The organism is Pseudoalteromonas sp. SG43-6, assembly GCF_014164365.1.
In the GTDB taxonomy this organism is placed as follows: domain Bacteria; phylum Pseudomonadota; class Gammaproteobacteria; order Enterobacterales; family Alteromonadaceae; genus Pseudoalteromonas; species Pseudoalteromonas rhizosphaerae.
On the sequence record NZ_JACJEZ010000020.1, the window covers coordinates 52117 to 66692 of the forward strand.

Genomic DNA, 14576 nt, shown 5'->3' on the forward strand with positions numbered 1-14576 from the left:
AATGACTAGAACAGCCGGTTTTACATTAGTGGAGTTGATGATTGTGGTTGGGATCGTTGCGATTATGGCGGTATTAGCGTTTCCTTCTTTTAGCCAGCAAATCATGCAAGATCGGGTTATTACCACCGCAAATCAGCTCAATAGTGTGTATAAATATGCGCGCAGTGAGGCGGTAAAACGTGATCGTGAGATTAAACTAGTGGTAAGTGGCGATAAATGGCAGGTAACAGCAGCTGTTGATGGTGTTGATACAGTATTAAAAGAATTCGTCATCCAACATCATGGTGTAACGGTTGGTTTAGTTGATCGTACCGTGTGGTCAAGTGGCGAAATATCTGCGGCGAGCGAAATTTTAATTAAAGATGACAATGATAAAACAGTAGATTATTACTTGTGCATTTTAAAAAGTGGCCAAAATTGGTTAGCTGAAAAATCAGTAGCATGTGCATAATGATTAAACAAAGTGGCTTTTCATTATTAGAAGTGATGCTGTCGGTTGTTATCGCCGGTATTGCTTTACTTGGGTTGGCAGCAGCTCAGCTCAAATCGCTACAATATGCTACCAACAGTTTTAATTACACTGTATCGCTGGTGCAAGGGCAAAATACGTTAGAGCGTATTTGGCCTCGCTTGTGTGAGTTACAAACGACGAATCCGGCTTTATTCACGGATGCTAACTTTCGTGCCTCTTTAGACCCGCAAATCGATGATTATCAGCTGAGCTTACCTGCGGCGTATGCGCATGATATGCAAATCACAGTTTCATGGGCTGATGAGCGGATCAAGCAACAAGACCCTGCTCAATTAGAAAATCAAATTACCTTAAATGCTAGTTACCCTGAGCTACCAGTTGGGTGTATTTGATGATGGCAATTTATCGTCCGCGAGGTTATACCCTTGTAGAACTGATGGTGGCTCTAGCCGCTGGTTCATTCCTACTAGCTGGAGTTAGCCTTTCATACTCAGCTATTAAAGGCACTATTTCAGTTAGTAAAGAGCTTGAAAATGCGCAAGAAGTAATACGTTACACAAGTAAGGTTTTTACGCGTAGCATTAAACAAACACCAAGCGCACCTTTGGTTGCAGCAGATGGCTCGGCAATTACTGTTACTCAGCCAGCTGGGGTTATCACCTGTAATGGCAGTGTATCAACAGCTGATATAAATGAAGTTTATAGCCTAGTAGGCAATAATTTAATGTGTACATTAGGAGCAGCTCCAGCAGAGCGGTTATTGACGGGAGTCGCCCAGTTGAGTTTTGCAATTGATAATAACATTGTCACTATTCATGTTGGCCCAGAGAATTTACCTGCGCAATTTGGAGACACTATTGCCATTGATATTGCGGTCTCTAATGTTATTTTAAACAATGCTTTTGGTGGTGTGTAATGGCTAAAAAACAAAGTGGTTTTACGCTTGTAACAGTACTTATCCTCACCAGTATGGCGAGTATTGTGGTACTTAATTCATTGCGTGAAAATATTATTCAAGAGCGTATGAGTGGCAATTTTCAAAAGAAAATAAATAGCCGTTTACTCGCTGAAAAAGGTGTTTTCGAAGAAGCTAAGTTATTACAGCAAGCTTTTTCAGATGATAAAACCTTAGATATCGATGGCTTGATCGCAGCGACAGGCACAGCATCAGGCCGCGGCTTAATTGGCGAAGATGCAACTTATAATGCCAGTATTAGTAAAAATGCTGCTGGAGAGCTGGAAATCATCAGCTTGGGTGAGCGTTATGGTGGTGATGCACAAAGTAATTTAGTCGCACGGTTTGGATTTACGCCAGGTAAAGGAGGCTCTGTTTTTAAGAACGCAATTGTGGGCTGTGAAGGGGTGTCACTCAGTGCCAGTGGTCGAATTGATAGCTATGACTCAAGTAAAGGGGATTACGATCCTGACAAGGCTGAGGCTGGCGCTGTCATAGGCACGGTTTATAAAGATAAGGATGTTACATTATCAGGTGCTTCAACTATTTGGGGAAGTGTTCATGCGACTGGCAGTATTACTTTTTCCGGCTCATCTCCAATCACAGGCACATTGCGTGCAAATAACCATATTACAATCGATTCGAACTTTACAGTATCGACTGATCCTGTTTTACCCGATGGTTTTCCACTTGATACAGCTGTAGGCGGAGATGTTTTATCGGCGGGAGGGGTTACCTGGAGGCAAGGAAAAATATTAGGCGTAGTTCGAGCAAATAAAGATCTTAACTTCCCTAATAACAGTGCGAGTACTGTGCTAGAAAATAGAAATAATGACGGCTTAGACGTTTTATATGGCGGCAAATTAAACGCAAAAGATTTAGCACCACACCTTGAACAAGGTGGTATTCCTTATTCAGATCCACGTTATAATGTATCACCAAATGTTGAGTTGGTACCTTTTCAAGATCCTGATAATTTTACAGCAGGGCAAACACAGTGCGATTCAATAAATATAACAACGGTTGTTGATGGTCTGGTTGATCCTAGCGGCGAAAATATTATTGTGAAACACGGTAGTTCAACACTAGTCTCTGATAAGCCAGAAACACGTGTTATCTACGAGTTAACGCCTGAGATAGCTCAGTCTAAGATTGAAAATCAAGGTGATTATGTATGGGAAAAGTGGTTAGGCGCACGTCCTGCGACACTTAATTATACGTTAAACACAATTGAGAACGTTGTTGATGTAAAAGTATTAAAAGCAGGTAACTTCTCATTAAATAATGGCATTTTAAAAGTCGCGGGTGGTGATGTAACCTTGATAGTAAATGGTCACTTCATGATGGAAGGCGCTTCAGAGATCCATATAGCACAAGGCAGCAGCTTAAGCCTTTATGTCAACGGTAAAGTAAAATTGAAAGCGTCTCCAGGGTCGATCACAATGAAGCATGGGTTAACCAAAACTGGTAAACCGGTATTCAGTATTTATTCCAGCAATGAACAAGCCAATGGTATTGATATTGATGCTGATGCTAATTTGTATGCAGCCATCTATGCGCCAAAGACTGATGTTAAAGTCGTCGCTAATGGTGGTTTCAGTGGCTCAATTCGGGGCAAAACGGTTTCAGCGTCTGGCAAAGGTGGTATTCACCATGATTCAAATCTAGCAAATATAAGTAGTGGTGGGGGCAGCGCGTTTGACGGCAAATTAGTTTTCCTTGGCTGGTCATATAAAGTACCGGAAAAAACCACTGAAGGGCCCGAAGAAGATCCCCCAGAAGCAACGTTATAAAACCACTTGATAAAACGGCTAGCTGATAAGTTAGCCGTTTTTTGTTAAAAATAATTTCATGTCATTTAAACCTTTTCACTTACATCTCACGTCTAACTATTCAAGAAACTTAAAATTCTGAAAGATCGTATTTCCTGAGTGCTTAGGTATACTCATTTCATAATAATAATCATAAAGGGACAACATCAACGATGTTGATAGATGCAAAACATGCTTTTACACAGCTAAGCGAAGATGCACTTATTACCCGTGTAAAAAGCGGTGATCAAAATGCTTATGCTGCACTTTATGAATTACATGTAAAGCGGGTTTATGGATTGTGCTTACGGTTACTCGCAGATCGCGAACATGCCGAAGATGCAACTCAAGAAGTATTTGTGCAGCTGTGGCATAAAATCGCTAGCTTTGAAGGGCAGTCACAGTTTTCAACTTGGCTGCACAGTGTCACCAGTAATATTGCGATTAGCTATTTACGTAAACATAAGAATTGGTTGCAAAAAGTAGTGAGCTTCGAGCAAAGCGGTATGGATGAACAAAGCGCAACAGATTGCCAAGGTCTAAATGGACTCGACAAGTTAGTATTACGACTACCTGAGCGAGCTCGTATGGTATTTGTGCTGCACGCCATTGAAGGTTATCGCCATGAAGAGATTGCCACTATGTTAGGAATGGCAGTGGGTTCTAGTAAGTCGCAATTTCATCGCGCCCGTCAGTTATTAAAAGAGTGGTATGAAAATGAGTAAGCCTAATTTTGAAACATTTTTAGCTGAGTCAATCAATAACACTGAGTTAGAGATCTCACCACAAAAAGATTTATGGCCAGGTATCGAAAAAGCATTAACGCATGCTCCTCAGGCGCAAGGTAAAGCTGCGCTGTGGCCTAAATTAGCGGGTGTGGCAGCATGCTCAGTGGCGGCTTTATTAACCGTGCAGTTGCTGTTTTCCGGCTCTGAGCCTGCGACAAGTGTGGTGATGAGTGACTATTTTACCCAGCAAAAACAAACCTTGTTGGTGCAATATCAAAATCAGCCTGCATTGACAGATAACTGGCAACAGCAATTAACAGAATTAGAGGACGCTGAGCGGGCAATAAAGCAAGCCCTCGACAATGAGCCTGAGAATCCAGCGTTATTAAAAATGCTCGCACAGGTTTATCAGCAGCAATTAGATCTAATCAATAAGGTGCATGCACCGAAGTGGCAACAAATTTAGGAGTATCAACCATGAAAACATTACTATTAGCACTAACTTTATTGCCGTTTTTCGCCTCTGCTGGTGAGAAAATCAATGAACAAATTGAGGTGCCCGCTAATAAGCGTATTTTTATAGATAACCAACGCGGTGATGTACGTATTGAGGGCTGGGATAAATCACAATTACAGATCACCGGTGAGCTTGATGATAAAGCACAAGGGTATCGTTTAGAAGTGGCAGGAGATCGTATCGAATTTATCGTTAAAATGCCGCGTAACAATAATAACGGTTGGAATAGTGGCGATGGTTCTCAATTAGTTATTTATATGCCAAATAGCAGCGAACTTGAATTTACCGGTGTTAACGCCACTATCAGTGCTAAAAATTTGATCGCCGGGGCTGATATTGATGTCGTTAATGGTGATATTAACTTACAAAACATCAGTGGCAATATTACTGTGGATACCGTTAATGGTGATGTCAGTGCGATAGGCTTAAAAGGTGATATACGCTATGAAACCGTAAACGGCGAAATTAATGACAAAGACTCACAAGGCACGCTGCGCTTTACTGCTGTCAATGGTGATATTAAATCCAAAACAGCAGCTCAAGAAGTTCGCTTAGAGAATGTTAATGGCGATATCGACTTTGCTTTTCAGGCATTAAAAAGCTTACGTATTAGCACGGTAAATGGTGAGAGTGAAATACATATTAATGAGTTACTAAAAGGTGCGCAAATTACTTATGAATCTGTTAGTGGCGATGCCGATTTTTACTTCCCGACGGATGTTTCTGCGCGGTTTGAAATTGAAGCGCATGCCAATGGTAAAATTATTAATGAGTTGAGTGACGATAAAGTTAAAAAAGCGAAATATGGGCCATCAAGTGAATTGGAGTTTGCGGTTAATGGTGGTGATGCTGATATTGAAATAGACACTATCAGTGGGCGCATAGAATTACGTAAGCAAAAGTAATCTCCCGTAGCAAAGTAGGAAAAGAAATCCTGCTTTGCTCTTTGCACAACGTAGCCAAGTAGATAGAATAGAGGCCATTCATTGTTAGTATTGCGAAGTTATGGCTAAACCAGATAAACAAGTCGACACTCTTAAAGTTCCTCCTCATTCCATTGAAGCAGAGCAATCTGTTTTAGGTGGCTTAATGCTTGATAATCAAGCCTTTGACCGTGTTGCCGAGTTGGTCGTTTCGCAAGATTTCTATACACGTACCCATAAGCTTATTTTTGAAGCCATGGTCGAGCTTGCTGAAATAGGCGATCCAATCGATTTGATCACCATATCAGAGAGCTTAGAGAAAAAGAATTTACTCAGTGGTATCGGTGGTTTTGCTTATTTAGCTGAAATTGCTAAAAATACGCCAAGTGCGGCGAACATCGACGCCTATGCGAATATCGTACGCGAACGTGCTGTGGTACGTGAAATGATTGGCGTTGCCAATGAAATAGCCGAAGCAGGTTTCAATCCGGAAGGGCGCACCAGCCACGATTTACTCGACTTTGCAGAGAGTAAAGTGTTTAAAATTGCTGAGCAGCGGACAAAAAGTAACGATGGTCCGCAAAGTATTCACAGCATCTTAGAAAAAACAGTCGATAAAATCGAAGAGTTGTATCAGTCGCCACAAGATGGTGTGACGGGGGTAAGTACCGGTTATGCCGATCTAGATAAAATGACCACTGGTTTGCAGCCATCAGATTTAATCATTGTGGCCGCCCGTCCGTCGATGGGTAAAACCACATTTGCGATGAACTTAGCTGAACATGCCGCAATGACACAAGATAAGCCTGTGCTTATTTACTCATTAGAAATGCCCTCGGAGCAGATTATGATGAGGATGTTGGCATCCCTTGGTCGAATTAATCAGACCAAAGTGCGCACCGGTCAATTGGATGATGACGATTGGGCGCGTCTTTCATCAACCATGGGGCTACTGATGGAAAAAGGAAAGATGTATGTTGATGATGCATCAGGTCTAACTCCAACAGATGTTCGCTCACGTGCGCGTCGTATTGCTCGTGATCACGGTGGGATAAGTATGATCATGGTCGATTACTTGCAGCTAATGCGCGTTCCCAGCCTCTCTGATAACCGTACTTTAGAAATTGCTGAAATCTCACGGTCACTTAAATCATTAGCAAAAGAACTCCAATGCCCAGTCGTAGCACTGTCGCAGCTAAACCGTACTCTAGAGCAGCGTGCCGATAAACGCCCAATTAACTCCGACTTACGTGAATCAGGCTCTATCGAGCAGGATGCCGATTTAATCATGTTTATCTACCGCGACGAAGTATATAACGAAGACAGTACTGAGAAAGGGATTGCTGAAATTATCATAGGTAAACAACGTAATGGTCCCATTGGTAAAGTACGTTTAACTTTCCAAGGTCAGTTCTCGCGTTTTGATAATTACGCCGGACCTGCTGTAGATGATGATTACTAATGCGTTTAGCTATTGCCGAAATTAACTTACAAGCACTTGCTCATAATTTAGCGCAAGTGCGACAGTTTGCGCCTAATAGTAAAGTTATGGCGGTATTAAAAGCCAATGCTTATGGTCATGGTTTAGTAAAAATAGCGCAGCACCTTAATGATGCCGACGCATTTGCTGTGGCACGAATAGATGAAGCGCTCGCACTGCGGGCGGGTGGGCTGACCAAGCCTATTGTGTTGCTGGAAGGTTTTTTCCATCAAGATGATTTGCCGATTTTATTAGCCAATAACTTTCAAACCATTATCCATGATGAAAATCAGCTCAGGGCACTTGAAAATGCAAAGCTCGATGAACCAATCAGTTGCTGGTTAAAAATCAATACCGGTATGCATCGTTTAGGGATTGCACCAACGCAGTTGAATGATTTTTATCAGCGCTTGCAAGCGACGAATAACGCTAAAGATACAATCAATTTAATGACGCATTTTTCCAGTGCCGATGATGTTAATGATCCCAAAACAGCTGAGCAAATTGCTTTGTTTGATTCATTAGTGCAAGGCAAACAACAAGCACATTGTTTAGCAAATTCGGCTGGTATTATAGCTTGGCCTGCAGGTCATGGCGACTGGGTACGTCCAGGCTTGATGATGTATGGTGTATCACCAATGCTTAACACTTCTGGCAAAGACCATCAGCTGAAGCCAGTGATGCGCTTAACCACTAAGGTCATTGCAATTCGCGATGTTGATGCCGCGCAAGGTGTTGGTTATGGTGGCTGTTGGCAAAGTGCTCAGCCGACTAAGCTTGCAGTGGTTGCCATGGGCTATGGTGATGGTTATCCGCGCCATGCTAGACATGGCACACCTGTAGTGATTGCTGGCAAACGTTATGGTATTGCTGGCAACATCTCTATGGATATGATCAGTGTTGATATTGGTGAAAATGCTGATGACATCAAAGTCGGCGATGAGGTGGTGATGTGGGGCCCAGAATTACCCGTTGAAGAAATCGCCCAATGTGCCACGACAATCCCTTACGAGTTAGTCTGTAATATTACCCCACGGGTAAGCTATGAATATTTAGAGTAATGCTAAGCGTTACTCTTTGATAAAATACACATCGCTAAAACCCATGCGAGCAAACTCTTCATCACGAAAATTACGCACTGCCGCTGAGCCTTTTGAAGTCATAGCAATTTGCTGTTCCATCTTTAAATAATTTGTTAAATCAATCCCTTCAGCCGCAGCAATAGCCTGATACATATCGCGATATTTATCTTTTGCAAAATTAATTTCGCGAGGCTGATTTTTAAATTTGTACGTAATGCGTCGTGCCATGAGTCACTCATAAAATAATTTAATTGCGTTAATTTTACACCTTCTTCGACATCCGCTCTACCTTTGAATGACTTGTAGCTTAGCTCAAGTTACAATAACGGCCATATTTTTAAATAAACCAAGGAATTGTCATGAAATTATCTGTAGAGATCAGTAAGTACCCACTTCATCAAGATTATATCCCATTTATTAAGGGGTTTATTGATCGCTTAAATGAATATGACGATTTAAAAGTAATAACAAATACCTTGTCGACGCAAATTTTTGGTGATTACGATTTAGTAATGTCTGTGCTTAGTACTGAGATAAAGCGTTCATACGAAGAGTTTGGCAAAGCTATTTTTGTTTGTAAATTCCTCAATGGTGATCTCTCTCCCCAATAGCAGCTAAAGCCTTAGTGGATCAATTATGGAATTTATTACAGAAACTCTCGCAGGGTTTACTGCAATGTCGCACTGGGAATATATCGCAGTGGCGCTCTCTATGGCATATTTGCTATTAGCAATAAAAGAAAACCTGTGGTGTTGGCCTGCAGCATTTTTTAGCACCCTTATTTATACCATAATGTATTGGAATGGTGCTTTATTAATGGAATCGCTATTGCATTTTTACTATATGTATATGGCGGTTTATGGATGGGTAATATGGCGAAAAGGCGACGCTAATAAACATCAATTAGTGATCACCTCATGGCGCTTGCATCAACACTTATTCATCATTATTGCGACTTCGATTGTGGCATTAATATTTGGTTATGTGATGAACAATCATACCCATGCAGACTTTGCTTATTTAGATAGTTTTACAACCTGTTTTGCTGTTGTTACAACGTATTTAGTCGCAAAAAAAGTACTGGAAAATTGGCTGTATTGGATTGTTATTGATGCGGCTTCGATGTACTTGTATTACGAGAAAGGCTACTACCCAACATTAGCGCTGTTTATTTTTTACACCATAATGGCAGCATGGGGGTTTAAAACCTGGTATGAAGAGTACGAGCAAAATCAAGCTAAGCCTTTGGCGCAATTATAAGAAGCAGTATGACAGGTAAAGAAATTAGCGGCATTTTTGCCGCTTTTGATCCACAACTAAAGGTATTGAGCAATGAGCGGCTATTTAGCGGTTTAAGTAACGATAACTTTTTAGTGCGTACTGCACAGCAGGCTTTTTTATTAAAGTGCTATCGCGAGCATTGGCCAGTGCAGGGCTTGGCAGCACAAACTGTATTTGCGCAGCAGCAGGTATGCCCCAAACCACTGTGGACTGACGAAGTTAACAAGCTGGCGATTTTTGAATACCTAGAGGGGGATATTGCACAAGGGGATTTCACTTTAGAGTTGCTGCAAAAGTTGATTGCTTTTCATTGCCATGATGTTGTTACTGAGGCGATGGATATAAAGTATGAGCTGGATTTTTATAAAAAAACTCGCTTATATCAGCAATATCAAGCAAGCGTTGAGGATGCATTAAAGCAAATCGCGTTATTACCCCGTGATGAAGGTTTTTGCCATAATGATTTAGTAAAAGAAAACATTATTGTGAATAGCCAAGGCATGTTTTTAATTGACTTTGAGTACGCTAAAAGTAATGACGTATACTTCGATTTAGCAGCACTAACTGTTAGCTTTGCGTTGAATGATAAGCAAAAAAATAGCTTACTTTCAAACTACCAACAGCAATTGCCTGCTATTCAAAAATTTCACTATTCACTGCAAAAGCTTGAATGCTATCAGTTGGTGTTTTTAGTGTTGTGTATTTGTTGGTATAGCGCACGCTCAGTCGATAATAAAGTGACTGAGTTGCGTACGCAGTTGGATTGTTTGATTAGCTCAATGGATCATCGTTAAAGACCACCAAAACGCGCCGCAAGTTCTTTGTATTTTGCAACTTCATCTGCATCAAATAGTGGTTCGCCGTTTTCATCAACAGATTTCGATATTAATAAACTTTCCCGGGCAAGACGCTTTACACGTTCAACTTTAACCCCTAAAAACTCCGCTACTTGCTCGGTTGACATTAAACTCATAGATACTTCCTCATGTTAAACCTTTTACAAGCGCCTTAAAAAGTCGTTAAACGGGCATTTATATGTTGCAAAATGGTTAGTGATTTTTATTAAGTATAATTTAATAGCTGTTTTTTGCTTGCTTGTGAAGTAATTTATTATAATTTGCTGAATTATTAAGCATCTAAGCGATAGAAGCTAGCATTTAATTGCATATGCCTTTATTATTGCTCGGCCTAAGCACTGATATCGCGAGTTGGTGTGGTGGCACAAATGTGCTCTCGTGGTGAAATGGATATCACGTGGCCCTCCGGAGGCTGAGTTGTAGGTTCGATCCCTACCGAGAGCGCCATTTGCAATAATGCCCAGCCTTTCATCAAAGGCAATCAATAATAACTCTCTATCTTACTCCACAGTGTTTGCCCTCAATCACACTCTTTTAGTACTTATGATGTAAATAACCCCCTACCAATATTTAGAATTAATTAAATTACACAAATGGTAAAACTGACAACTGGACTATACTCATAATTCATTATCTTAGGGAATTGTATTATGCACTACAGCTCGCCTCCAATAAAAATGGTGGGATTACCGTTTCATGTCATTTTGTATACTAAGTAAGTCGAGCACAGTTGTTATTAGGCAATGCCTGTGAGTGTTGTGTTAAATGAGCTCTTTAGCAAAGAGTACTCTGGAGATTGAATGAATATTAAAACCCGTATTCTGGTGTTTGTCATTTTGTTTGAGATATTGGCTTATTCAACCCTACAGTTATTCAACACGCTAATTTACAAAGAATCTTTGGATGAATTTAAGCAAAATGAAATTCAAGCTGTGTTCAATGGCACTATTTCCCGAATCAATCATCTTACAGAACAAATGCAAGGGCATGCGATCGATCTGGCTCTAAGCGGTGAACAGTTATACTTTCTGCGTCATCAAAAATCTACTCCCATGGCTGATATCAAGGAACTGGCTCAGCGCACGTTACAAAATAAGTTTGCCAGTTTTGAACAAGCCATGGGAGGAGGGCTTTGGTATCAACCCCAGGTACTGGATGAGCAGTATCGTTATTTTGGCCCATATGTATATAAAGAAAATAAACAGCTGCAATTTACGTGGGATCTCAATAAACCACAGTACGATTATTTTTCTCAGGATTGGTACCAGCTTGCTGAACAGCAAGGGTGGGGATTAAACCAATCCAGCTATCGTCCAATATTTTGGACTAACCCTTATTACGATGATGCAGGCTCATTCTCGTTGATGATGACTATAGATGCGGTGATGCTTGACGATAACCGCAGTCCGATTGGTATGGCGACGCTCGACTGGTCTTTAGCTGAGTTAAGTGAGTTTTTAGTCAGCATTAAAGTGACCGAAAATGCACAATCATTTTTATTTCACCGGGATTCTGAGTTAATTATTGGCTTTACAGACAAGCCTCAAACGGTACAGCAGTTGACCGATGACTTTCCTTGGGCGGCAACATTAGTAGCTCAAAGTCGGTTAAGTAAGGTCAATAGCTTTGGGTTTGAGCAGCTAGCAATTGAAGATAAGTATATTTTTTATCAGCTTAGTGAGAGCGGTTTTATCTTTGGCTCATTAGTTCCTAAAAATGATTTAAGTAAACAAGTTGATAAAGTGTCTTCTTGGGCTTTAATCACAGGCAGTGGCATAGGGCTGTGCTTTATTATACTGATGATTTTTATCCTCAAAGCTTTGTTTAGCCCTTTTGATCAGGTATTAAATATCATAAAAAGCTCTATTCGTTATGGTAGTAATAAGCAAGTTAATCTACTGCCAGTTGAGTATGCTAAACGCAATGAGTTTACCCCAATTATTACTGCTTTAAATGATGTGTACTTACAAGTAAAAAGCTACGTCACTGAGATTGAAGATGCGAATACCAAGTTGATGTCTTCACAGCAACAAGTAAAACAGTTAAATGCGGTACTTGAGCGTAAAGTGGCTCTGCGTACTGCTGAGCTTGAGACTAAGACCAAAGAAGCAACATTATCGCTGGAACAGCTAAAACGTACTCAGCAACAGTTAATTGAAAATGAAAAGCATGCGTCGTTAGGACGATTAGTTGCTGGAGTTGCTCATCAAATAAATACCCCATTGGGCATTTGCGTCACGGCTGCATCAGTACTGGAAAGCACCTCGAAAACTATTCATGGCAAAGCGGCTGCGGGTAACATGTCGAGAGAGGAGTTTAATCAGGCCTATGCTCATATAATACAAAGCACAGAGTTATTGAGCGTGAATCTCCACAGAGCTACCAATCTAATCAATAACTTTAAACAAGTTGCGGTAGACAACGATACACAGGAAAATCGCTGGTTTAACTTAGGTGAGTATATCGATAATATTCTGCTGTCAATCCACTCACGTGTTGACCAAACGCCTCATAAAGTTAAATGCCAATACCAGCAAGAAATTCGTTTTTTTGCCTCACCAAGTGCATTCTCGCAAATTTTAGGGCAGCTAGTGGAAAATGCCTTAGTTTACGCTTTTGATGATTTAACGCCTGGGGAGGTGAACATTACAGTGAGTAAACATGATGAACAACTTCAGCTGATAATCAGCGATAATGGTAAAGGCATGCCAGAAGATGTCCGCAAGCAAGTATTTGACCCGTTCTTTTCTACGAATAACGCACAACTGAGCTTAGGTTTGGGGTTGCACATTGTTTATAATTTAGTGATACATAAACTAGCCGGTACGATAGAGTGCCAGAGTCAATTAGGTGCTGGCACTACTTTTATCATTACTATACCAATCAATGTAGTTGAACAACCGTGAGTATTTTTAAAGCCATTTTTTATTTTTGAAGTAAACGCCGATGGCACCGGTGATCACGACTAAAAATATAACAAAAAAACTAAATGCGTAAGGGCTCTCTGTACCAGGGATACCGCCTACATTTACGCCAAGTAAACCGGTTAAAAATCCTAGCGGTAAAAACAGTGCCGCAACCACCGACATCACATACATACGCTGATTTAATTGTTCGGAAACCTGATTAGTAATGGTTTGTTGAATAATTTGCGCACGTTCAATAGAGCTATCTAATTCTTCAATAAAGCGGATCAGTAGATTGGTGGTTTCGTTTAACTTGGCTTTGTCGTTTTCACTAAGCCAGCTGTATTTGTTTGCCATTAAAGTACTGAGCGCTTCTTTTTGTGGCCTTAAGTAGCGTTTTAAACCAATTGATTGACGGCGTAACTGCGACAGTCCTTGGTTATCAAAGCGCTTGGTCGGCTCGTCAATTTCATCTTCAAAAATATCGAGAGTGTCATCTAAACCATCAATTACCCCTTGCATACGTGAGGTAAGATTTTGTGTAAGTTGGCAAACTAATTCAGAAATGCTAACTGGCCCAGTTTTTTCTTCCAGTGCAGCTAAAATATCTTGGACTGAAAGTAAACGGCGTTTTCGGGTAGTGACCACTACATTTTCATTGATAAATAAACGAATTGAGACCATGTCTTCAGGGCTTTGTGCAGGATTTAAATTCACGCCTCGTAAAAACAACATACAACCGTTAGTTACTTTGGTGATACGAGGGCGTGTTTCATCGGCTGTTAATGATGCAAGTTCATAATCAGTCAACAATTCACTGTTTTGTAACCAATCTATGGCTTCACTTTGGCTATAATCAAGATGAACCCACAATTTACCTTGCTCAGGCTGCCAGTTATGTAGGTCTGCGCTATTATCAATTGTGCGTGCGCCGCCTTGTTCATCAAGTATAAGTGCGTGTAGTAAACCATTGAACATAGTAAATTCTCATTAATCCTGTATGTTAATATAGTTGACTATTGAGTGACTTAGGTCAATTAAATTAGCTTATCATTTGGATAAAATTATTTCATTTGTGTTTTTATCCGTGTAGCGTATAAGACAGTTTTTTATTAAAGGGCACATTTATGACGGCAAAGATAATTGTTGGTTGGCGTGAGTGGTTAAGTTTACCTGAGCTTGGCATTAATCAAATTAAGGCTAAGATTGATACGGGCGCCCGTACGTCATGTATTCATGCTCTTAATATTGAAGAATATGAGCGAGAAGGCGAAAAGTGGGTTAAATTTATTGCTCAGCCTTTGCAAGAAGATGAGCACACTCAAATTGAGTGTGATGCTAAAGTAAAAAAGATGAAATATGTAACCAGCTCAAGTGGGCAGCGTGAGTTGCGGTATTTTATTGAGACTAAGCTCTGCGCTGGTGATAAAAGTTGGCCAATAGAAGTCACTTTGACCAGCCGAGCGAGTATGAAGTTTAGAATGTTATTAGGGCGCACAGCCATGGAAAATCGTATAGTCGTTGATCCGGCTTTATCTCATTTATTAGATAGTTAAGGTTTTAA

At 40.6% G+C, this 14576-nt stretch carries 17 protein-coding genes and 1 tRNA gene; 15 read left to right on the plus strand and 3 right to left on the minus strand.

The window, feature by feature from the left end:
- Nucleotide 1 precedes the first annotated feature (1 nt).
- The 9 genes from H5201_RS10385 to alr all read left to right on the plus strand — a co-directional run bounded on the left by H5201_RS10385 (nt 2) and on the right by alr (nt 7947).
- A complete protein-coding gene (locus tag H5201_RS10385; protein WP_145236992.1) occupies nt 2-451 on the plus strand; it encodes a GspH/FimT family pseudopilin in 450 nt (149 codons plus the stop codon).
- The gene (locus H5201_RS10390) at nt 451-864 is read left to right on the plus strand and encodes a prepilin-type N-terminal cleavage/methylation domain-containing protein (RefSeq protein ID WP_145236995.1); all 414 of its coding nucleotides are present in this window, start codon (nt 451-453) and stop codon (nt 862-864) included. The genes H5201_RS10385 and H5201_RS10390 overlap by 1 nt, the downstream gene beginning before the upstream one ends.
- Entirely contained in the window at nt 864-1388 is a 525-nt protein-coding gene (locus tag H5201_RS10395) for a PilW family protein (protein ID WP_182784524.1), read from the plus strand. Before H5201_RS10390 ends, H5201_RS10395 begins: the two co-directional genes overlap by 1 nt.
- The gene (locus H5201_RS10400) at nt 1388-3220 is read left to right on the plus strand and encodes a hypothetical protein (RefSeq protein WP_182784526.1); all 1833 of its coding nucleotides are present in this window, start codon (nt 1388-1390) and stop codon (nt 3218-3220) included. The genes H5201_RS10395 and H5201_RS10400 overlap by 1 nt, the downstream gene beginning before the upstream one ends.
- 191 nt (nt 3221-3411) lie before the next feature.
- The gene (locus H5201_RS10405) at nt 3412-3963 is read left to right on the plus strand and encodes an RNA polymerase sigma factor (RefSeq protein WP_182718069.1); all 552 of its coding nucleotides are present in this window, start codon (nt 3412-3414) and stop codon (nt 3961-3963) included.
- Nucleotides 3950-4432, plus strand: a complete 483-nt coding sequence (locus tag H5201_RS10410; protein ID WP_182718070.1) for a hypothetical protein — start codon at nt 3950-3952, stop codon at nt 4430-4432. Before H5201_RS10405 ends, H5201_RS10410 begins: the two co-directional genes overlap by 14 nt.
- 11 nt (nt 4433-4443) lie before the next feature.
- A complete protein-coding gene (locus H5201_RS10415) occupies nt 4444-5388 on the plus strand; it encodes a DUF4097 family beta strand repeat-containing protein (protein WP_182718071.1) in 945 nt (314 codons plus the stop codon).
- 100 nt (nt 5389-5488) lie between these two features.
- Nucleotides 5489-6868, plus strand: coding sequence for a replicative DNA helicase (gene dnaB, locus H5201_RS10420; protein ID WP_145237015.1), 1380 nt, complete (start codon nt 5489-5491; stop codon nt 6866-6868).
- Nucleotides 6868-7947: an alanine racemase gene (gene alr, locus H5201_RS10425; RefSeq protein ID WP_182784528.1), complete on the plus strand. Its 1080-nt coding sequence runs from the start codon at nt 6868-6870 to the stop codon at nt 7945-7947. The genes dnaB and alr overlap by 1 nt, the downstream gene beginning before the upstream one ends.
- Before the next feature lie 9 nt (nt 7948-7956).
- Here the strand turns inward: alr and H5201_RS10430 are convergent, their stop codons facing one another.
- Complete coding sequence (locus H5201_RS10430; RefSeq protein WP_145237021.1) at nt 7957-8196, minus strand: DUF2960 domain-containing protein; 240 nt, start codon at nt 8194-8196, stop codon at nt 7957-7959.
- Between the two features lie 131 nt (nt 8197-8327).
- Here H5201_RS10430 and H5201_RS10435 point away from each other — a divergent pair, with 131 nt between their 5' ends.
- From H5201_RS10435 to H5201_RS10445, 3 genes are read left to right on the plus strand one after another with little or no spacing between them, the layout of a single operon-like run.
- The gene (locus tag H5201_RS10435) at nt 8328-8579 is read left to right on the plus strand and encodes a hypothetical protein (protein ID WP_145237024.1); all 252 of its coding nucleotides are present in this window, start codon (nt 8328-8330) and stop codon (nt 8577-8579) included.
- Between the two features lie 25 nt (nt 8580-8604).
- Nucleotides 8605-9228 carry a nicotinamide riboside transporter PnuC gene (gene pnuC / locus H5201_RS10440; protein ID WP_149980641.1) on the plus strand — a complete coding sequence of 208 codons (624 nt, stop codon included), beginning with the start codon at nt 8605-8607 and terminating at the stop codon, nt 9226-9228.
- Between the two features lie 8 nt (nt 9229-9236).
- The gene (locus H5201_RS10445) at nt 9237-10043 is read left to right on the plus strand and encodes a phosphotransferase (RefSeq protein ID WP_182784530.1); all 807 of its coding nucleotides are present in this window, start codon (nt 9237-9239) and stop codon (nt 10041-10043) included.
- Here the strand turns inward: H5201_RS10445 and H5201_RS10450 are convergent.
- Entirely contained in the window at nt 10040-10222 is a 183-nt protein-coding gene (locus H5201_RS10450; RefSeq protein ID WP_145237033.1) for a helix-turn-helix domain-containing protein, read from the minus strand. The two genes, H5201_RS10445 and H5201_RS10450, sit on opposite strands and share 4 nt — an antisense overlap.
- A gap of 256 nt (nt 10223-10478) precedes the next feature.
- On the opposite strand from H5201_RS10450, the gene H5201_RS10455 reads away from it, so the two are divergent.
- Together H5201_RS10455 and H5201_RS10460 are read left to right on the plus strand one after the other, a co-directional pair.
- Nucleotides 10479-10553, plus strand: a tRNA-Arg gene (locus tag H5201_RS10455).
- A gap of 353 nt (nt 10554-10906) precedes the next feature.
- Nucleotides 10907-13012 carry an ATP-binding protein gene (locus tag H5201_RS10460; RefSeq protein ID WP_182784532.1) on the plus strand — a complete coding sequence of 702 codons (2106 nt, stop codon included), beginning with the start codon at nt 10907-10909 and terminating at the stop codon, nt 13010-13012.
- A 6-nt stretch (nt 13013-13018) separates the two neighbouring features.
- On the opposite strand, the gene H5201_RS10465 is transcribed toward H5201_RS10460, so the two are convergent.
- A complete protein-coding gene (locus H5201_RS10465; RefSeq protein ID WP_145237039.1) occupies nt 13019-13990 on the minus strand; it encodes a zinc transporter ZntB in 972 nt (323 codons plus the stop codon).
- Nucleotides 13991-14139: 149 nt separating this feature from the next.
- Between H5201_RS10465 and H5201_RS10470 the strand changes: the two genes are divergently transcribed.
- Nucleotides 14140-14568 (plus strand): ATP-dependent zinc protease, encoded by a 429-nt coding sequence (locus H5201_RS10470; protein ID WP_145237042.1) that lies wholly within the window; start codon nt 14140-14142, stop codon nt 14566-14568.
- Nucleotides 14569-14576 lie beyond the last annotated feature (8 nt).